At 73.8% G+C, this 18,957-nt stretch carries 16 protein-coding genes and 1 pseudogene; 6 read left to right on the top strand and 11 right to left on the bottom strand.

The features are described 5' to 3' along the window. Positions 1–2 precede the first annotated feature (2 nt). Positions 3–1,055: a helix-turn-helix transcriptional regulator gene (locus RLT58_RS32615; RefSeq protein WP_311314724.1), complete on the bottom strand. Its 1,053-nt coding sequence runs from the start codon at positions 1,053–1,055 to the stop codon at positions 3–5. A gap of 110 nt (positions 1,056–1,165) precedes the next feature. Here RLT58_RS32615 and RLT58_RS32610 point away from each other — a divergent pair, with 110 nt between their 5' ends. Continuing rightward, entirely contained in the window at positions 1,166–1,354 is a 189-nt protein-coding gene (locus tag RLT58_RS32610; RefSeq protein ID WP_311313946.1) for a hypothetical protein, read from the top strand. 166 nt (positions 1,355–1,520) lie between these two features. Further along, entirely contained in the window at positions 1,521–2,870 is a 1,350-nt protein-coding gene (locus RLT58_RS32605) for an MFS transporter (protein ID WP_311314723.1), read from the top strand. Positions 2,871–2,924: 54 nt separating this feature from the next. On the opposite strand, the gene RLT58_RS32600 is transcribed toward RLT58_RS32605, so the two are convergent. Both RLT58_RS32600 and lnt read right to left on the bottom strand, forming a co-directional pair. Further along, positions 2,925–3,404: an NUDIX hydrolase gene (locus tag RLT58_RS32600; protein ID WP_311313945.1), complete on the bottom strand. Its 480-nt coding sequence runs from the start codon at positions 3,402–3,404 to the stop codon at positions 2,925–2,927. A 30-nt stretch (positions 3,405–3,434) separates the two neighbouring features. Continuing rightward, positions 3,435–5,030: an apolipoprotein N-acyltransferase gene (lnt, locus tag RLT58_RS32595; protein ID WP_311313944.1), complete on the bottom strand. Its 1,596-nt coding sequence runs from the start codon at positions 5,028–5,030 to the stop codon at positions 3,435–3,437. 194 nt (positions 5,031–5,224) lie between these two features. Between lnt and RLT58_RS32590 the strand changes: the two genes are divergently transcribed. Then, entirely contained in the window at positions 5,225–6,283 is a 1,059-nt protein-coding gene (locus RLT58_RS32590) for an O-antigen ligase family protein (RefSeq protein ID WP_311313943.1), read from the top strand. Between the two features lie 4 nt (positions 6,284–6,287). On the opposite strand, the gene RLT58_RS32585 is transcribed toward RLT58_RS32590, so the two are convergent. Both RLT58_RS32585 and RLT58_RS32580 read right to left on the bottom strand, forming a co-directional pair. Beyond that, positions 6,288–6,851, bottom strand: coding sequence for a hypothetical protein (locus RLT58_RS32585; protein WP_311313942.1), 564 nt, complete (start codon positions 6,849–6,851; stop codon positions 6,288–6,290). Positions 6,852–6,920: 69 nt separating this feature from the next. Continuing rightward, the gene (locus RLT58_RS32580) at positions 6,921–7,706 is read right to left on the bottom strand and encodes a glutamate racemase (RefSeq protein ID WP_311313941.1); all 786 of its coding nucleotides are present in this window, start codon (positions 7,704–7,706) and stop codon (positions 6,921–6,923) included. Positions 7,707–7,764: 58 nt separating this feature from the next. Between RLT58_RS32580 and RLT58_RS32575 the strand changes: the two are divergent. Beyond that, positions 7,765–8,936: pseudogene (locus RLT58_RS32575) on the top strand (glycosyltransferase). A 26-nt stretch (positions 8,937–8,962) separates the two neighbouring features. Here RLT58_RS32575 and RLT58_RS32570 read toward each other — a convergent pair. The 6 genes from RLT58_RS32570 to RLT58_RS32545 all read right to left on the bottom strand — a co-directional run bounded on the left by RLT58_RS32570 (position 8,963) and on the right by RLT58_RS32545 (position 16,527). Continuing rightward, the gene (locus RLT58_RS32570) at positions 8,963–10,312 is read right to left on the bottom strand and encodes a TerD family protein (protein ID WP_311313940.1); all 1,350 of its coding nucleotides are present in this window, start codon (positions 10,310–10,312) and stop codon (positions 8,963–8,965) included. 29 nt (positions 10,313–10,341) lie between these two features. Further along, positions 10,342–11,835 carry an amidase gene (locus RLT58_RS32565; protein ID WP_311313939.1) on the bottom strand — a complete coding sequence of 498 codons (1,494 nt, stop codon included), beginning with the start codon at positions 11,833–11,835 and terminating at the stop codon, positions 10,342–10,344. Positions 11,836–11,883: 48 nt separating this feature from the next. Beyond that, the gene (gene hpxZ / locus RLT58_RS32560; RefSeq protein ID WP_311313938.1) at positions 11,884–13,767 is read right to left on the bottom strand and encodes an oxalurate catabolism protein HpxZ; all 1,884 of its coding nucleotides are present in this window, start codon (positions 13,765–13,767) and stop codon (positions 11,884–11,886) included. Beyond that, the gene (locus RLT58_RS32555; protein WP_311313937.1) at positions 13,764–14,312 is read right to left on the bottom strand and encodes a DUF1097 domain-containing protein; all 549 of its coding nucleotides are present in this window, start codon (positions 14,310–14,312) and stop codon (positions 13,764–13,766) included. The genes hpxZ and RLT58_RS32555 overlap by 4 nt, the downstream gene beginning before the upstream one ends. A 79-nt stretch (positions 14,313–14,391) precedes the next feature. After that, positions 14,392–15,681, bottom strand: coding sequence for an amidohydrolase family protein (locus tag RLT58_RS32550; RefSeq protein WP_311313936.1), 1,290 nt, complete (start codon positions 15,679–15,681; stop codon positions 14,392–14,394). Positions 15,682–15,873: 192 nt separating this feature from the next. Continuing rightward, a complete protein-coding gene (locus tag RLT58_RS32545; RefSeq protein WP_311313935.1) occupies positions 15,874–16,527 on the bottom strand; it encodes a GntR family transcriptional regulator in 654 nt (217 codons plus the stop codon). A gap of 74 nt (positions 16,528–16,601) precedes the next feature. Between RLT58_RS32545 and RLT58_RS32540 the strand changes: the two genes are divergently transcribed. Further along, on the top strand, positions 16,602–17,732 hold the full coding sequence (locus RLT58_RS32540; RefSeq protein WP_311313934.1) for an acetamidase/formamidase family protein: 1,131 nt from the start codon (positions 16,602–16,604) through the stop codon (positions 17,730–17,732). Beyond that, complete coding sequence (locus RLT58_RS32535; protein ID WP_311313933.1) at positions 17,729–18,949, top strand: amidase family protein; 1,221 nt, start codon at positions 17,729–17,731, stop codon at positions 18,947–18,949. The genes RLT58_RS32540 and RLT58_RS32535 overlap by 4 nt, the downstream gene beginning before the upstream one ends. The last annotated feature ends 8 nt before the right edge of the window (positions 18,950–18,957 follow it).

Raw genomic sequence — 18,957 nt, 5'->3', positions numbered from 1 at the left:
GGTCAGGCCCCGCCCGGGGCCGCCGCGGCCGGGCCGGAGGACTGGACCCGGGCCAGATAGCCGGCCTGGAAGCGGCTGGCCGCCCCCAGCTGCTCCATGATCTCGGCGATGTGCTTGCGGCAGGTGCGCAGCGACATCCCCAGCCGCCGGGCCACCATCTCGTCCTTCATGCCCTCCGCCAGCAGCCTCACGATGGCCTGCTTCACCTCGTCGCGCGCCGAACTCTCCGTCCAGGCCGGGTGGTAGGGCTCGGCCAGCGACCACGCGTGGTCGAAGGTCGCGCACAGGTAGGTCACCGTGGACGGGTCGTGGATGACGATGGCCGCGTCCAGGTCGTCCTGGTGCGGGATGAACACCGTCTCCCCGTCGAACGCGACCATGCGGCCGAACAGTTCGCTCAGCGTCCTGATCTCGGCGCCCTCGTCGGTCATCCGCCGCGCGTACTCCTGGGTGGGCAGGTGGTAGCGGGCCGTGTGCTGGTAGAGGGTGCGCATCCGCACGCCCCGGCGCAGCATGTCCCGGTCCCGTACGAACGCCTGCTCCAGGAGCGTCGGGGAGCGGCCGCCGCCGGGGTGACAGGTGCGGACCTCCTGACGGCACCGCATGGTCGCCTCGGTGATCATGCCGACGACGGTCTTCAGGTCCGTGACCTCCGTCAGGGGAGCCCGCCCCTGACGCCGGCGCCGCCCCTCCGCGTAGAACGGCGTCAGCAGGGCCAGTTCGCCCCGGAGCTGGTCGATCTCGGCGAGCTGCCGGCGCAGCCCCGCCTCCTTCGGCGCGACCAGCGCGGCGATGGCCGCGTCCGGCGCCACCGGTACCAGCCGGTCGGGGTCCTCGGGCAGATGCCTCAGCAGCAGCAGACCGGTCAGTGTCGCCACCGCCGAGGCCACGCAGCTCTCGGACAGCCCCAGTGTCGCGCCCAGTGTCTTGACGTCGCACGATCCCTGGTCGCTCACCCACCGGAACACCCGGACGGCCTCCTCGGACAACTGTGTCCCGGACACCGTCCCGCCGGCCGCCCTGCGCAGACCCGGTAACTGGCCGCCCTCACCCATGCCGCCCACCCAACCCCCTCGTCAGTCAGATGACTCAGCCCCCGCCCGTACTGATGTCTATTGTTCAGATGCGCGGTAGATATTCACCAGACCCCCTGGAAGGAATCACCGTGGAACGGACCAAAGGGGCACTCACCCTCCTCCTCCAACTCGTCGCCCTCCTGCTCGGCAGCCGGGTCCGCCCCCGGCCGCGCCCCGCCGGCGGCGAGGGCCGCACGGCACGTGAGGTCCTCAACCAGCCGCCACGACCGGTACGCGGCGACGACGACACCCCGACCGTGCCCACACCCCATTGGTGACCGGCCCTCCATGGTGGGTGCCCGCACTCCGGTGAACGGATCTGTGGTGTCCCGCAACATACGCCGCCGACCCGCCTCTTCCTACGGTGCGGCACCACAGAACCGTCCCCGCCCACCGCCCGGAAGTGGTACCCATCGCCACCCCACCCCCTCGCATCTCCGGCGCATCGTCGCCGCGAGCCTCATCGGCACGACCATCGAGTGGTACGACTTCTTCCTCTACGGATCGGCCGCCGCGCTGGTCTTCAACAAGCTGTTCTTCCCGGAGTCCGATCCGCTCGTCGGCACTCTGCTGTCCTTCCTCACCTACGCCGTGGGGTTCGCCGCCCGCCCGATCGGCGCCCTGGTCTTCGGGCACTACGGCGACCGGCTCGGCCGCAAGAAGCTGCTGGTGCTCAGCCTGCTGATGATGGGCGGGGCCACCTTCGCGATCGGGCTGCTGCCGACGCACGCCACGGTCGGGGCCGCCGCTCCGGTGCTGCTCACCGTGCTCCGGCTGGTGCAGGGCTTCGCTCTCGGCGGTGAGTGGGGCGGGGCCGTCCTGCTGGTGTCCGAGCACGGGGACGCGAAGCGCCGGGGGTTCTGGGCCTCGTGGCCGCAGACCGGTGCGCCGGCCGGGCAGCTGCTCGCCACCGGGGTGCTCTCCGCGCTCACCGCGCTGATGTCGGACTCGGCCTTCGAGTCCTGGGGCTGGCGCGTACCGTTCCTGCTCTCCGGCGTGCTGGTGGTCGTCGGCCTGTGGATTCGTCTCTCTGTCGATGAATCACCCTTGTTCAAGGCCGCGCTGAAGCAGTCGCAGGAGCGCAGGGCCGCCTCCGGGGCGACGGAGAAACTGCCGGTCGTGGCCGTGCTGCGGCACCACTGGCGCGATGTGCTGATCGCCATGGGCGCCCGGATGGCGGAGAACATCAGCTACTACGTCATCACGGCGTTCATCCTGGTCTACGCGACGACGGCGGCCGGTCTGAGCAAGCAGACGGCGCTCAACGCGGTCCTCGTCGCGTCGGCGTTCCACTTCGCCGTGATCCCACTGTGGGGCGCGCTCTCCGACCGGGTCGGGCGCAGGCCCGTCTATCTGGTGGGCGCGGTCGGGGTGGGGCTGTGGATGTTCCCGTTCTTCGCGCTGATCGACAGCCGGAGCTTCGGGAGCCTGCTGCTCGCCGTCACGGTCGGGCTGTTCTTCCACGGGGCGATGTACGCGCCGCAGGCGGCGTTCTTCTCGGAGCTGTTCGCGACCCGGATGCGGTACTCGGGCGCGTCGATCGGCGCGCAGTTCTCCTCGGTCGCGGCGGGCGCCCCCGCGCCGCTCATCGCCACCGCGCTGCTCGCGGACTACGACAGCTCGACGCCCATCGCGCTGTACGTGATCGCCGCCGCGCTCCTCACGGTGCTGGCCGTCGTGTGCGCGAAGGAGACCCGCCACCGGGACCTCGCGGACGTCGAACCGGAGAGCCCGTCGGGTGCGGTCCGGGAGGCGTCCGCAGAGCGGTCCGCGGACACCGCCCGCAGCGTCTGATGCCCGTAGTCCGGGGCCGGGCGGGCCGCAGTCGGCCCGCCCGGCCCCGCGCGTTCACTGCGGGACGGTCGACTCGAACCAGGTGGGTCCGTCCGTCAGCGCCTGCTTGATCCGGAAGAGCGCGAACTCGGCCAGCTGCGGCAGTGCGTCGACGTGGAACCAGCCCACCTCCAGCGACTCGTCGTCGTTGACCCGGGCGGTGCCGCCGGTGGCCCGGCAGCGGAAGGTGACGTCGAGGAACTGGCAGCGGTCGCCGTTCTCGTACTGGACGGGCGGCAGCGCCTGGGTGAGCACGACCCGCTCCGCCACGCAGTGCACGGCCGTCTCCTCGTACACCTCGCGCTCCGCCGTCGTCGCGGGCTGCTCCCCCGGCTCGCAGATGCCTCCGATCACCGACCACTCGCCGGTGTCGGCACGCCGTCCGAGCAGCACTCTGCCCTCGTCGTCGAAGACGACGGCGGTGACGCCGGGCAGCAGGAGCAACTGGTGACCCGCGGTGGCGCGGATCTCGCGGATGAAGTCAGGAATGGCCATGCCCCGACCCTACGTCCCGTGCCGGCCGGCTCAGCGGTCGCGGCGTGCGCGTGCCGCGCGTGCCGCCACCCAGCCGAGACCGATGACCGCGAGCAGCGCCAGCAGGCCCTCGGGCAGCGGCCCCATCCGGGTCGCCGGGGTCAGCGAGGAGCGCAGCGGCACCTCGTCGACCAGGGCGTCCGGCGTGAACATCTTCGTCTTCTGGACGATCGTGCCGTCCGGGCGGATGACCGCACTGACCCCGCTGGTGACCGGGACGACCACGGACCGGCTGTGCTCGACCGCGCGCACCCTGGACATGGCGAGCTGCTGGTAGGTCATCTCGCTGCGGCCGAAGGTGGCGTTGTTGCTGGGGACGGCGATCATCTGGGCGCCGTGCTCGACCGTGTCGCGCACGGCGTCGTCGAACGCCGCCTCGTAACAGGTGACGAACCCGACGCTGGTGCCCGCCAGGCCGAAGACGCCCACCTTCCTGCCCGGTCCGAAGTCCCGCTGCACCCGGTCCACGTCCGAGCTGAAGACGCGGACGAAGGAGCGCATCGGCATGTACTCGCCGAAGGGCTGGATGTGGCGCTTGTCGTACGTGTTCACCGGGCCCTTGTCCGGGTCCCACTGGATCAGGGTGTTGCGCAGCTTGCCGGTGTCGGGCTCGACGACCGCGCCGATCACGGTCGGCACCCCGATGGCCTTCACCGCGTCGTCGATGACGATCCGCGCGTCGGCGTTGCGGTAGGGGTCGAGGTCGGAGGAGTTCTCCGGCCACAGGACGAAGTCCGGCTGGGGGACCTTGCCCGCCTTCACGTCCCGGGCGAGCTGCTCCGTGCGGTTGGCGTGGTTGTCCAGGACCGCGCGGCGCTGCGAGTTGAAGTCGAGGCCGAGCCTCGGCACGTTGCCCTGGATCGCGGCGACGGTCGCGGTGCCGTCCTCGGCGGAGTCGTCCACCAGCGGCAGCGCCGCGAAGGCCGCGGCCACCGGCACCAGGACGGTCGCGGCGACCGCCGCGACGGCGCCGCGCGGCAGTTCGCCCGTGGCCCGGTGGACACGGAAGCGGCGCACCGCCTCGAACAGCCCGAAGCCGCACAGGACCACGGCGAAGGAGAGCAGCGGGGTGCCGCCCAGCGCCGCGAGCGGCAGGAACACGCTGTCCGCCTGGCCGAAGGCGATCTTGCCCCAGGGGAAGCCGCCGAACGGCACCCGGGCCCGGACCGCCTCGTCCAGGGTCCAGACGGCGGCCGCCCACAGCGGCCAGCAGGCGAGCCGGCTCACGGCGGAGATGCCGATGCAGCCCACCGCGACGAACAGGGCCTCGGCGGCGGCCAGGGCCAGCCACGGCACCGGGCCGACCTCCTCGCCGGTCCAGTGCAGCAGCGGCAGCATGAAGCCGAGTCCGGCCAGCAGCCCGAGCCCGAACGCGGCCCGGAGCCTGCGCTCGAACAGCACCCAGCCGAGCAGCGCGAAACCGGGCAGAACCAGCCACCACAGCGGCCGGGGCGGGAAGCTCGCGTACAGCATCGCTCCGGAGAGCACGGCTGCGGCGGGGCGGGCGAGGCGGGGCAGCAGGCGGCCCTCCCGGGGAGCGGGGGCGGGCTGTCGCGGGTCGCCGACCTGGGCGATGGTGGTGCTCACCCGGCGGAGTCTACGGTGGCGGGCTGTGTGCCGGGGAGTGGCGTCCTGGTGACGGAATCCCGGCCGCCGGATCGTTTCTCCGCATCTTCTGCACATATGCCCCCCGAGGCCGTTAACCTGTGCGCCAGTCCCCCGCCGACCGGCCGGATCCGGCCGTCGCGGACGGGACGGTCACAGGCCGGGGGACGGACGTGATGACTGCAGCAGAGCGGGGGGCCGAGGGCGGCAACGCGTCCGACGCCGCCGGAGCGCTGATCCTCGCCGCCTGCGCGGTGTGGACGCTGATCAGCGCGGCGGGCCGGGAGACCCGGCCCGAAGGGGTGCTGCTCGCGCTGCTCGCCGTGGCGGCGGGTTTCGCCTGCGGGCGCATCTGCGGAACGCTGCTGCCGGTGGCCACCGCGACGGCCGCCTCCCTGGCCGCCCTGGGCGCGGCCCTCGTCTGGCGCCATGGCATGCCCGGGGCGACGGCCACGGTGGACATCGCCCCCGGGCACACCGGGGCGGCCGCCGCGCTGCTGGTCCTCGCGGCCGGTGCGGCCTGCTGCGCGGCGGCGGCCGCCCGGACCGAGTGGCTGAGGTTCGCCCTGCGGCTGCTGGCGCTCGGCACGGCCTGCGCCTCGCTCCGGCTCGGTTCGGTGGCGGGTTTCGCGGCGGCGCTCGGAGTGCTGCTGTGTTCGCTGGCGGCGGCCAGGACGCACCGCAGGCTGCTCGGTCTCACCGGGCTCGCCCTGGCCACCGCCCTGATGGTCGGGATCTCCTGGGCCGTGGCCGAGGACGTGCTGCCCGACGGGCTCACGGTCTCACTGGAGGGCCAGCTCACCGGGAACCGGGTGGAGCTCTGGAAGGACGCGGCGCGGCTGGCCGGTCAGCATCCGGCCCTCGGCATCGGCCCCGACCGCTTCGCCGAGCTGAGCCCCACCGCGCAGCAGACCCTCGGCTCGGACGGAAAGCCGCACTCGGCGCCGCTCCAGCAGGCCGCCGAGCAGGGAGTGGTCGGGGTGCTGCTGCTGGGCGCCGCGTTCGGGTGGCTGCTGTACGTCCTGTGGCGCTCGCCGCGCACCACGTCGGTGGCGCTGACGGCGGGGGCGGCGCTCACGGCCCTGGCGGCGCTGGCGGTGGTCGGCAACGTGCTCAGCTTCACGCCGGTGACGGCGGGGGCGGGGCTGCTGGCCGGTCTCGCCTCGGCGAAGCGGCCGATCGGGACGGGCGGGCCCGGGCCCCGGGCGCCCGGGGGGCCCACGGTGGCGGAGTGAGCCGTCAGGCTCCGGCCGCCGCGCCGGTGGCCGGCAGGTGCAGCCGGTCGCGGATGAAGCGGACGCCCGCCTCGGCGTCGTCCACCGTGATCGTGAACGTCCTGCCGTCGCCGAGCCTCAGCACCAGGCCCTCGCCCCGGCGCACCACCACGGCCGTGCCCTGTTCGGGACGCCAGCGGTAGCCCCAGCCGCCCCATTGGCGCGGGGTGACCCGGGGCGCGAACTCCGCGCCCACCACATGGGTCAGCAGGATGCGGCGCCGGGGCAGCCCCATGTGGCCGCAGCGCACCTCCAGGGCGTCCCCGTCCACGCGGACGGCCACGTTGACGAAGGCGAGGGTGCCGAACAGCATGAGCAGCCCTGCGGCCACGCAGCCGATCACCGACATCAGCAGCGGGGCGATGCCGGAGGACCAGGTGGAGCTGACGGCGAGCTGGATGCCCAGTGCCAGACAGGCCGCGCCGGCGGCCGCGAGCACCCACTGGGTCCGGTTGGTGGCCCGGCCCGTCCAGACGGCGGTGTGGGTCTCGGCACCGGTGCGCGGGGGTTTTCCGGGGTCGTCCCTCATGCCAAGCAGCGTACTGAACAATCCGCGCCAGGGGACGGGTCCGGTGCCTCCGGCCGGGTCACCGGAGGGTCAGCGCACGGACCCGACCGCGGCGAGCCCGCGCCCTTCCGGGTAGGCCAGGGCGACGTCCGGCAGCTCGGAGGGCCGGCCGCCGAGGAGGACCGCGAGAGAGGCGGAGGGTTCGGCCGACGGGGCGGGTTCGGCGCCGATCCGGCGCAGCGCCTGGGCGGCCACCGCCCCGGCGGAGCCGTACAGCGCGACGGAGGGCCTGCCGGGCCGGCGCACGGCGTCGCGGATGCGCTCCGCGACCAGTTCGTAGTGGGTGCAGCCCAGGACGACGGCCTCCACGTCGGGCGGGGTGAGCGCGGCGGCGGCGGCGAGCGCCTTCTCGATGCCGACCTCGTCCGCGTACTGCACGGCGTCGGCGAGGCCCGGGCAGGGCACCTCGGTGACGGCCGCGTCCCCGGCGAAGTCACGGATGAGCCCGCGCTGGTACGGGCTGCCGGTGGTGAGGGGGGTGGCCCAGATGGCGACGGCGCCGCCCTCGGCGGCCGCAGGCTTGATCGCGGGGACCGTGCCGATGACCGGCAGGTCCGGTTCGAGCTCGGCCCGCAGCGCGGTCAGGGCGCGTACGGAGGCGGTGTTGCAGGCGACGATCAGGGCGTCCGGCCGGTGGGCGGCGGCGGCGCGGGCCACCGCGAGCGCGCGGGCCGTCACGTCCTCGGGCGTGCGGGGCCCCCAGGGCATGCTGTCGGGGTCCGAGGAGAGCACCAGATCGGCGTCCGGCCGCAGCCGGCGTACTGCGGCGGCGGCGGCGAGCAGGCCGATTCCGGAGTCCATGAGCGCGATCTTCACCCGGTCACCATAGTCGACCGCCCTTGCGGTCCCGGCTCAGTGGTGCAGACTTCGGCCAATGAGCGCCGTTGCCTGGATCGCCGTGGGTTCGCTTGTCGCGTGGGTGTGGCTGCTGCTGGGACAGGGCTTCTTCTGGCGGACCGACCAGCGGCTGCCGAGCCGCGCGGCCCCGGCGACGTGGCCGTCGGTCGCCGTCGTCGTGCCCGCGCGCGACGAGGCCGGCATGCTTCCGGTGAGCCTGCCGTCCCTGCTGGCGCAGGACTATCCGGGAACCGCCGAGATCTTCCTGGTCGACGACTGCAGCAAGGACGGCACCGGGGACATCGCCCGTGCGCTGTCCGTACGGTACGGCGGGCTGCCGGTGACGGTGGTCTCGCCCGGGGAGCCCGAGCCCGGCTGGACGGGCAAGCTCTGGGCCGTACGGCACGGGATCGCGCTGGCCCGGGCCCGGGATCCCCAGTATCTGCTGCTGACGGACGCCGACATCGCGCACGAGCCGGACAGCCTGCGGGAGCTGGTGGCCGCGGCCGAGTCGGGCGGGTTCGTCCTGGTGTCGCAGATGGCGCGGCTGCGGGTGGCGAGCGTCTGGGAGCGGCTGGTCGTGCCCGCCTTCGTCTACTTCTTCGCGCAGCTCTACCCGTTCCGGTGGATCAACCGGTCGGGGGGCCGGACGGCGGCCGCGGCGGGCGGCTGTGTGCTGCTGCGGACCGAGGCGGCCCTGCGGGCGGGGGTGCCGGACTCGATCAGGCAGGCGGTGATCGACGACGTGTCGCTGGCCCGGGCCGTGCGGCGCAGCGGCGGCCGGATCTGGCTGGGGCTGGCGGAGCGGGTGGACAGCGTCCGGCCCTATCCGCACCTGGGCGACCTGTGGCGGATGGTCTCGCGGAGCGCGTACGCCCAGCTGCGGCACAATCCGCTGGTGCTGCTCGGCACGGTGCTGGGGCTCGCGCTGGTCTATCTGGCGCCGCCCGTGACCCTGGTCGCCGGGCTGCTGGGCGGTGACGCCGCGGCGGCGTGGGCCGGGGGCGCGGCCTGGGCGGTGATGGCGGGGACGTACATGCCGATGCTGGGCTACTACCGGCAGTCGCTGTGGCTCGCCCCGCTGCTGCCGTTCACCGCGCTGCTGTATCTCCTCATGACGGTGGACTCCGCCGTGCAGCACTACCGGGGCGCGGTGCGGCCTGGAAGGGGCGTACGTACGCCCGTCCCGAGGCCGCACCGGATCAGTGACGCCCGCTCGGTGACGTCCGCAAGGGCTACTTGCGGCCGGGCGTCCAGTTCATGCCCCAGCCGTAGGCCTGGTCGATGGTGCGCTGCGGGCTCACGCCGCGCTGCGGCACGAGGTACCGGGCCTCGCGCTGCACGGTGAGATCGCTCCCGGTGTTGGTGATGAGGGCGAGTGCGCAGACCGTGGACGGGACGGTGCACTCGTCCAGTGAGAAGTCGATCGCCGCGCCGTGCTGGGGCTGGAGGGTCACGGTCGCGTGCAGATCGGCGAAGCTCCGGGCGCCCTCGTAGATGGTGACGAAGATCAGGACGCGGCGGATCCTGGCCTTCTGGTCGAGGTTGATCGTCAGGTTCTCGCCGGAGGCGATGGCGCCGGTGCGGTCGTCGCCGTCGAGGTGGATGTAGGGCGGCTGCTGGAGGGACCCGAAGGCGTTGCCGAGGGCCTGCACGACGCCCTTGCGGCCGTCGGTCAGCTCATAGAGGGCGCAGAGGTCGAGGTCGAGGTCCGCGTGCTGGGCGACGGCCCGGCCGAGCTTGCTGCCCCAGCCCTTGAACTGCTTGCGCGTCTCCCAGTTGAGATTGACGCGCATGGCGCCCGATGTGCCGCCCTGCTTGGCGAGCGAGACGGACGGCGCCTCCTTCGTGAGCGTCACCTTGGTGAGCCGCACGGGCTGGGCCGCGGGCGGCGCCGGAGGTGCCGGCGGCGGAGGCGGGGGCGGGGCCATCGGCGCGGCGAGCGTCGGCTGCTGGTGGTACTGCGGGGGCGGCGGCGCGGCGACCCGGGCGGCCGGCTGGGGCTGAGGCGGGGCAGGAGGCTGCGGCGCCCGCTGGGGCTGCTGCGGTTCGTCGACGGAGATGCCGAAGTCCGTGGCGAGCCCTTCGAGGCCGGTGCCGTAGCCCTGGCCGACCGCCCGGAACTTCCAGGCGCCCTGGCGCCGGTAGAGCTCGCCGAGGATGAAGGCGGTCTCGACGGTGGCGTCGGCGCTGTCGAAGCGGGCCACCTCCGCTCCGTTCGCCGCGTCGACGATCCGTACGTACAGCCCGCTCACCCTGCCGAAGCTGCCGCCGTCGGCGGAGGCGGCCAGCACCACGCGGTCGATGGCCGGCTCCACCCGTGCCAGATCGACGCTCAGTGTGTCGGTCGCCGCGCCCCCGGCGTTCCGCTTGCCCTCGTGGCGCACCGCGCCCGAGGCGTGGGCGGGCTGGTTGTAGAAGACGAAGTCGGCGTCGCTGCGCACCTTGCCCGTGGCGAGGAGAAGGAGTGCCGAGGCATCCACGTCCGGTGTCCCCGGAGCGGTGTGCCACCCCATTTCGACGCGCACGGCCTGAGCCGCCACTGGAACATTGGTTCCCTTTAGCATGGTCATGCTCGCCCCCATCGCGAGTCCGGCTGCCGAGTCTGTCCGGATCAACCTAATGCCCGTGCCGCCCCGGTCCCCACATCGGTACCGATCCCGCGTGGACGGCGGCGGGCCCAGGGGCGGATCGCCTCGTAGGCGGCGGCCGTGCGCAGGACCGTCGCGTCGGCGAGGTGGCGCCCGATCAGCTGGAGCCCGACGGGGAGGCCGTCCGGTGTGCGGCCGGCCGGGACGCTGACGGCGGGCGCTCCGGTGAGGGACGCCGGGTAGTTGAAGCCGATCCACGCGGTGTCGTCGACGCGGCGTCCGCCGATGCGGTCGGGCCCCTGGATGCCGACGGGGAACGGGGGCACGGCGGAGGTGGGCGTCAGGAGCACGTCGTAACGGGACATCAGCGCGGCCATGCGGTTGGTCAGGGCCTTGCGCGCGATGTTGGCGTCGGTCAGCTCCCGCGCCGTCCACTCCCGTGTCATCCAGGCCACCAGATGCGGGGACATGGACGGGCCGTGCGTGCCGATGAGGCGGCGCATGCCCGTCAGGTCCGTCTCGGCGGTGATCAGCGCCTGGAAGGCCTCCGCCGGGTCGCTCCAGCCCGGATCGGCCTCCTCGACCGTGCAGCCCAGGTCGCGGAAGACGGAGACGGCCCCGTCGACGACCGCGCGCACCGCCGGGTCGACCGGCAGGTACCCGAGGTCGGGGCTGTAGGCGATACGCAGTCCGGCGCAGCCCTCCAGGGCGCCGAGCCGGGCCGCCGCATTCCAGTCGACGTCCTGGCAGGGGATGGAGTGCCGGTCGCGCGGGTCGGGGCCGGCGAGCACGGACAGCATGAGGGCGGTGTCGGCGACCGTCCGGGTCAGCACGCCGAGATGTTCGAGGCTCTCCCAGCCCGAGACGCCCGGGTACCGCTCGTCCCGGCAGCCGGGCCAGACCGGGACCCGGCCCATCGACGGTTTGAAGCCCACCAGTTCGCAGAACGCGGCGGGCACGCGCAGGGAGCAGCCGCCGTCGCTGCCGAGCGCCACCGGGCCGAGTCCCGCCGCGACGGCGGCGGCCGATCCGGCGCTCGAACCGCCGGGGGTCAGCGCGGTGTTCCAGGGATTGCGGCTGGGTGGGAACAGGGGGTTGTGGCCGGCCGCGCTGTAACCGAACTCCGTGGTGTTGGTCTTGCCCAGCACGACGGCTCCGGCGCCCCGGCTCCTTTCGACGACGATGTCGTCCTCGTCGGGTACGTGGTCGCGGTACGCGGGCGACCCGGAGGTGGTCAGCAGGCCGGCGGTGGCGATCAGGTCCTTCACCCCGAGCGGCACACCGGCCAGCGGCCCCGGGGTTCCGCCACGGGCCAGAGCGTCCGCCAGCGCGAGCGCCCGGGCGCGGGCCTGTTCGGGCGCGGGTGTGCAGAAGGCGCCGATCAGCGGGTTGACCGTGTCGAGGCGGTCCAGCACCGCGTCCACGATCTCGACCGGGCTCAGCCGGCGGTCGGCCACGGCGGTGACGATGTCGGTGGCCGGCAGGAAGCAGAGCTCTTCGCGTTCTTCGGGGGTCACGGGGGCCCTTCGCAGTCGGAGGTCACAGAGGGAGGCCGGCTGTCCGGCTCAGACGGGGAGCGGGTCGGGCTCGGCGGAGTCGGACTCGGCTCCGGAGCGGGCGGACACCGGGGATGTGCGTGCCGCGGCGTCCGGCGAACGGCCTGTCCACCAGAGGTGGCCGCCGTGGACGAGGGCGGCGACCGCGAAGCCCAGCGCGGCGTCCACGGATCCGGGGTGCGTGTGGTGCAGCGCCCACGCCGCCGCCGATCCGGCCGCCCAGGCGACGAGGGCGGGCAGGACGTATCCGGAGCTGCCGGAACCGGACGGCCCCTCGGTACCGGCCGCCCCCGCCGCGCGCCGCCGGAACCGGTCGGCCGCCTGCTGGACGATCAGCACGGCGCCGATGGGCGGAACCAGGATGCCGAGGAGCTGGAGCCAGCTCACGATGGAACTCCACACGCCGGTCAGGGCGATGACGGATCCGAGGACTCCGAGGCCGAGGACCAGGGGCCGCATGCGCAGCGGTGTCGTACCGGACCATCCGAGCGCCGCGTTGTAGAGGCAGTGCGCGGCGACGAAGCCCAGGTTGGTGAGGGTGAACAGGACGGCGAGTGCGGTGATCCAGGCGCCGTGCCCGGTCAGCAGGCCGAGGTAGGTGCCGCCGTCGGTCGCCGGGTTCGCGGCACCCCCGGTGGCGACGACGGCGCCGCCCACCAGGTAGGCGACGGTGTTGCTGAGGGGGAAGGCGCTGAAGGTGGCGAGGACTGCGGACCGGCCGTCGCGGCTCCAGCGTGTGAAGTCCGCGGTCATGGTGCCGGAGTCGACGAATCCGGCGATGACGATGCCGACGGCGGACCAGAAGGTGATGCCCTGGTGGTGTCCCTCGAAGTCGAGCGCACGGGAGAGGCCGGCGCCGTCCTGCGCCGCGTACCAGAAGGCGAGGGCCGCGGTGACGAGGAAGAGCGGGACGCCGAGCAGCCCGACGGCGGACAGGGCGCGGATGCCGGCCGCGGTCAGTCCGATGTATACAGCGGCTCCGAGGAGGGCTCCCCACAGCGGGGTCCAGCCGAGCACCTGGTGCAGGGCCGTGCCGGTGAGGCCGATCTGGTAGGAGAACCAGCCGATGACGACGGTGGCGAGGAAGCCGGAGACGACGGCGCGACCGCGCGGACCGAAGACGGCGGCGGACTGCTGGGCGAAGCTGCGGCCGGTCCGCCCGGCGTGGTGGCTCAGCGCGCCCACGTAGCAGAAGAGCAGGAGGTTCCCGGTGAGGATGGCCCAGAAGCCCTGCTCCAGGCCGAGGTTGTAGACGATCAGGCCGCCGAAGACGGCGTTGCCCAGGCACATGGGGAAGCCCGCCCACACTCCGGCCACGGAGAGCAGGCTCTTCCTCGCGTGGGCCGGGACGGCGGTGTGCTCGTACTCCTCACCGGCAACGCCGGGGCGGTCGGCGCCGGTTGTGCGTGCTGCGGCCATGGGTCTTCCCTTCGGTGGTACGCGGGTGGTGGGTGCGGGACGGGGCGTCAGGGCGCAGGGGGGGCGCCGGGAGACGTGGGCGGCGACGATCCGCCAGCCCTCGGGCAGCCGCAGCCAGGTCTGGGTCTGCCGGCCGACACCGGGCTCGCCGTCCCGGACGAACAGCGTGGTGGTGACGGCGGTGTCGCTGCCGAAGGTGGTCACCTCGGTCCTGATCCGGGTGCGCCGCAGTCCGGTCGTGGGCCGTCGGCGGCGGAACGCGGCGATCTCGGCCGCACCGAAGAGCTCTTCCCCCGCGCCGATGCGGACCGTGTCCGGGGCGTCCCGGAAGAACCCGTCCAGGGCGGGGATGTCGTTGCCGGTGAGCGCCGCCTCGTAGGCGTCGGCAAGAGCGCGGACCTCGGCGACGGTCCCGGGCAGATTGACCCGGCCCGCCGTGGCGGTGGCGTCGGCTTGGTGCTGCCGCACGGTCATCGGGCCTCCGCGGCGGCGGGCGGGAATTCGACGGAGGGGGCGGCTGAGCGGGGCAGGGTCAGCCGGTGCGCCAGACAGGCGTAGACGGGACCGAGCGCGTTCATGGCGACGACGCTCAGCCAGGCCGCCCAGACGTTGCCCGGTGCGTAGCCGAAGCCGCCGAAGTAGGTGGCGAAGTACGAGGCGAATCCGAGGAACATGCCCGGGACGAGCGAGGTGGGGCGGAGGCGGCCGGTGTACATCAGGGCGGTGTTGAGGACCAGGATGACCGCGCCGAGCAGGGCGTTCTGGGCCCATCGCGCGTCGTCGACGTGCGGGGCGAGGTGCTGGTCGCAGACGACGATGGCCAGGGCGAAGGCGGAGCCCACCGGCATCGCCCGCCACAGCCGGGTGGCGTTGGCCAGGCTCGGCCCGCCCATCAGATGCAGCCCGGCCCAGGATATGAAGATCGCCCACGGCGGCAGGTTCAGCGCGGTCCCGCCGACGAAGGCGGTGGTCGCGGCGAGGACGGACGCGGTGAGTTCGTGCGGAATGCGCTCACGCATGGCGTGCTCCTGACATAAGGCAGGGGAAGGGGGTCGGTGGTCCCGTGGCGGAACCCCGGGGAGGGGGAGGCGTCCCGGGTCAGGCCGCCCGGATGTCCATGGCGACATCGGCGGCGGGGACGTCGAGGACGTCGGTGGTGCGGACGGAACGCGCCACGACCCGGCCGCGCTTGACGACCCAGCGGCGCTCGGGCCGGTCGATCAGCACGTCCGCGTGGCGCCGGGTGCCGAGCACCACCAGGTCGGCGCGGGCCCCGGGGTGGATGCCGTAGCCCTCGTGGACGCCGGTGACCCGGGCGGCCTCGGTCGTGGCCATGCGCAGGATCCGGGCGGTGTCGGCCGGACCGCCCATGTGGCAGGTCTGGGCGAGCAGATGGCCGATGTCGAGCATGTCGGCGTTGCCGAAGGGGGTGAAGGCGTTGCGGACGTTGTTGGAGGAGTAGGAGGTGACCACACCCCCGTCGATCAGCTCGCGCACCGGGGTCACCCCCCGCCGCACGGCCCGGGTGTCGCCGCGCCCTCCGAGGTACAGGTCGGTGGCGGGCAGCGCGACGACCGCGACTCCGGCCTCCGCGAGGAGTGCGACGACTTCGGCCCGCTCGGCGGGCGGCCGTCCGGCCAGCGAGGTGACATGGCCGAGGGTCACCCGGCCACCGAGACCGTGCTGCCGGGTCGCCTCGGCGAGGGCTCCGGCGAGGGCGAAGCGGCCGTCGGTGGTGTCGTCGGCGAAGTCGGCGTGCAGATCGGCCGGCACCCCGAACTCGACGGCCAGGCCGAGCACCGTGTCGATGTGGCGGCGGCAGGCGTCGACGTCGGCCTCGTTGTACGTGCAGCCGCCCACGACATCCGCGCCGCGCAGCAGGGCCTCCCTCAGCAGGGCGTACGTACCCGGTGCCCGTTCGATGCCCTCCTGCGGGAAGGCGACGACCTGGAGGTCCACCAGATGGCGCTGGCTCTCGCGGAGTTCGAGCATGACGTCGAGCCCGGTGAGGCCGGCGACCGGGTCGACGTCCGGATGGGCGCGGATGAGCGTGGTGCCGTTGCCCACGGCCCACCGGAGCACCCGGAGGGCGCGGGCCCGCACGGAGGCGTGGGTGAAGTCGCGCTTGAGCGCCGCCGTGACCGCGATGGCCTCGGCCAGGGTCTCCGCCGGCCGGGGGCTGAGCCCGCTCAACAGGGCCTTGTCCAGGTGCAGATGGGGCTCGATGAAGCCGGGGACGACGACCAGTCCCTCGCAGTCGATGGTCTCGCGGGCGGGCGCCCCCGGTGGTACGTCGCCCACTGCGGCGATCGTTCCGCCGCTGACGGCGATGTCCGCCGGCGCATCGTCTTCCGTGATCAGCGCGCGGCGCAGTACGAGGTCGTACACAGCGATCCCCTTCTGGCGTTCCGGGTCGGGAGCGACGTACGAAGACGTCCAGAAGGTGTATACAGAGGCCGCGTTACGGTATACCGCTGGCCGCGTGACGCTCTTGTTACCGGGATCTCGCAGCGGCAGCGCGCCGCGTCGCGGGGCTCGGTCTCCGGGAGATGCGGCGGGTCCTGGCCCCGCCCTCGGCGATCAGCGCTTCCCCCGGAGCCGGTAGGCGGCCTGGGCCCGCATGATGTGGTCGGCGACCCGGTCGCGGGCCGCCTCCGGGTCGCGGTCCCGCAACGCGCGGACGATGTTCTCGTGCTCCGCCCACGAGTCCGGTGCCCGGCGCGGGAGTTCGACTGAATACACCCAGGAGATCTTGTACCCGAGCTGCGCCACCAGCGCCGCCAGCGTCGGGCTGCCGGACGCCTCGGCCAGGACCCGGTGGAAGCGTGTGTTGAGGTCCGCGAGCCCGGCCGACGCGCCGGCGTCCAGGATCTCCCGGGCCTCGGCCACCAGGAGTTCGAGCGTGGCCAGGTGCACCGCGGTCCGGCGGGTCGCGGCCCGCTCCGCGCCGAACGGCTCGATGAGCAGGCGGATGCCCAGCAGGTCCTCGGCCTCCTTGTCGCTCAGCTCGGCCACGAACGTGCCTCCGTAGGGGCGCGAGTGCACGAACCCCTCGGCCTCAAGCGTGCGCAGGGCCTCGCGGACGGGGATGCGCGAGACCCGGTATCGGGCCGCAAGCCGCTCCTCGGTGAGCCGGTCCCCGGGGGTGAACACGCGGGTGACCACGTCGTTCCTGATGGCGTCGCACACCGCCTGTCCCGTGTCCCGTCTCCGCACCGCGCCGACTTCGGCCATGGCTCCGCCCTCCGGGATGTGCCGGGCCCCATGGGTTAACCGGCGTGTAACGGTTGTATGCAAAGGTCAGCGCCATGAGCGTACTTCAGCCGCACCACGGCCCGATCGACAGCTCGGTCTACCTTGCCGCGGACCACGCGACGACGGCCTGGGGGCTGCTCCCCAACGCCTCGGCCCGTCCCGTCCTCACCGTCGGCTCCGGCACCACCGTGTGCCTCGACACGACGAGCCACGAGGGCATCCTGCCGGACCAGGGGCGCGACCCGGTGAAGTTCTTCGCGGAGGACGGGATCCCGGAGCGGGACGTGCTGCGCGACGCGATTGAACTGGCCTCGTCCGACGTGCTGTTCGACCCCGCCGCGCAGGGGCCCCACGTCGTCACCGGGCCGGTCGCCGTCCGGGGAGCCCTCCCGGGCGACGTGCTGGAGGTCGAGGTCGTACGCCTGCGGCGCAGGACGGCGTACGGCGTGATCAGCAACCGGCACGGGCGCGGCGCCCTGCCCGGGGAGTACCCGGTTCCGGCGCCGGGCCACCCGGACGGTCTGCCCGTCCCGCCGGTGTCGCTGGTCGCCCACGTCGATGACGACGGCCGCGGCCGTCTTCCCGTCGGCGACGGACGGCACATCGGATTCCCGCTCGCTCCCTTCCTCGGCATCATGGGCGTCGCACCCGCCACGCAGGCGCCGGTGCACTCGGTACCGCCGGGGGCGCACGGCGGCAACCTCGACATCCGGCTCCTGGGCGAGGGCGCGCGCCTCTTCCTCCCGGTGCAGGTCGCGGAGGCCATGTTCTACGCGGGCGATCCGCACTTCGCGCAGGGGGACGGCGAGGTCGCCCTGACCGCTTTCGAGGCTCCGCTCCGGGCCACCCTGCGGCTGACCCTGCACTCCGACGCCCGGGCCCGGCGGCTGGCGGCGGGGCTCGCGGGACCGTACGCGGAGACGGCCGGGCACTATCTCGTCACCGGCCTCGACGAGGACCTGGACGAGGCCGTACGGAAGGCCACCCGGGCGGCACTGACCTATCTGGCCGAGCGCTGCGGGCTGCCCGGTGCGGTGGCGCTGGCCTATCTGAGCGCGGCGGTCGATCTGCGCATATCCCAGGTGGTGGACCGCGTGAAGGGCGTCCATGTGTGCCTGCCGAAGGCCGATCTCGGTCCGCTGCTGACCGATGCGCCCGTGACGGCCGAGGGACCGCTGCGATGACCGCCGCCCCCGCCGCGTCCACGGCCGGCCCGCTGCCCGTCATCGGCCCGTTCGTGCCCTGGCTGCCGTCCCCGGTGCTGCCGGAACCGGCCGCGGCCGAGGGACTGGCCGGGGCCCGGGTCGCCGTGAAGGACGTGATCGACCTCGCCGGCGCCCCCACCGGCAACGGCCATCCCCTGCTGCTCGCCGAGGCCGGATCTGCCGCGCGCCACGCCTCGTGCGTGACCCGCCTGCTGGACGCGGGCGGCGTGATCGCGGGCAAGGCCCACACCGACGAACTCGCCTACAGCCTGGGCGGCACCAACGCCCACTACGGCGCGCCCGCCAACCCGGCGGCCCCGGGCCGGCTGACGGGTGGCTCCTCCAGCGGGACGGCGGCCGCGGTCGCCGGGCGGCTCGCCGACATCGGACTGGGCACGGACACCGCCGGCTCCATCCGGGTGCCCGCCTCATACTGCGGCCTGTACGGGCTGCGCCCCACGCATGCGCGCGCCGACCGGACCGGCATCAGCCCGCTCGCCCCCTCGTTCGACACCCCGGGCCTGCTCACCCGCACACTGCCCCTGCTGCGCGACGCCGCGGCGGCTCTGCTGGCGGGCACCGAGCCCGACGACCGGGCACCCCGCCGGCTGCTCGCTCCGGCCGATCTGTGGTCCCTCGCGGCTCCGGACGTCCGCGCGGCACTGTCACCGGCGCTCGGCCGGCTCGCTGACGGGCTCGGCCTGGAGCCGGACCGGGCCGCCCTGTTCGACGACCGGGCGCCGTTCCCGCACGCCGTGGCCAGGGACGCCTTCACCACCGTCCAGGCCGCCGAGGTGTGGCGTGCCCATGGGCCGTGGATCGTGCGCGCCCGCCCGGCGTTCGGCCCGAACGTCACCGCGCGGCTGCGCACGGCCCGCACCGTGGGGCGTGAGCGCGAGCAGGCCGCGCGGGCCCGTGCGACGGCCGTCGCGCACTGGCTGGGCGCGCGTCTGGACGGCGCCGTGCTGGCGATCCCCGCGACGCCGACGCCCGCCCCGGCGTACGGCCGGGCGGGCGCCGGGGTGCGCGAGGCGCTGCTCGGCCTGACCTGTCCGGCGGGACTGGGCGGGCTGCCGGCCCTCACCGTGCCCGGCCCCCGTGCGGGCGGCCTGCCGGTGGGGCTGTGCCTGCTGGCCGCGCCGGGCGGGGACGAACGGCTGCTGGCGGCGGCCGTCTTCGCGGAGGCCGTGTCGTAGGGGTGCAC

It is taken from the genome of Streptomyces sp. ITFR-16, from assembly GCF_031844705.1.
Taxonomy (GTDB): Bacteria; Actinomycetota; Actinomycetes; order Streptomycetales; family Streptomycetaceae; genus Streptomyces.
This window is presented reverse-complemented; position numbering and strand designations above follow the sequence as displayed.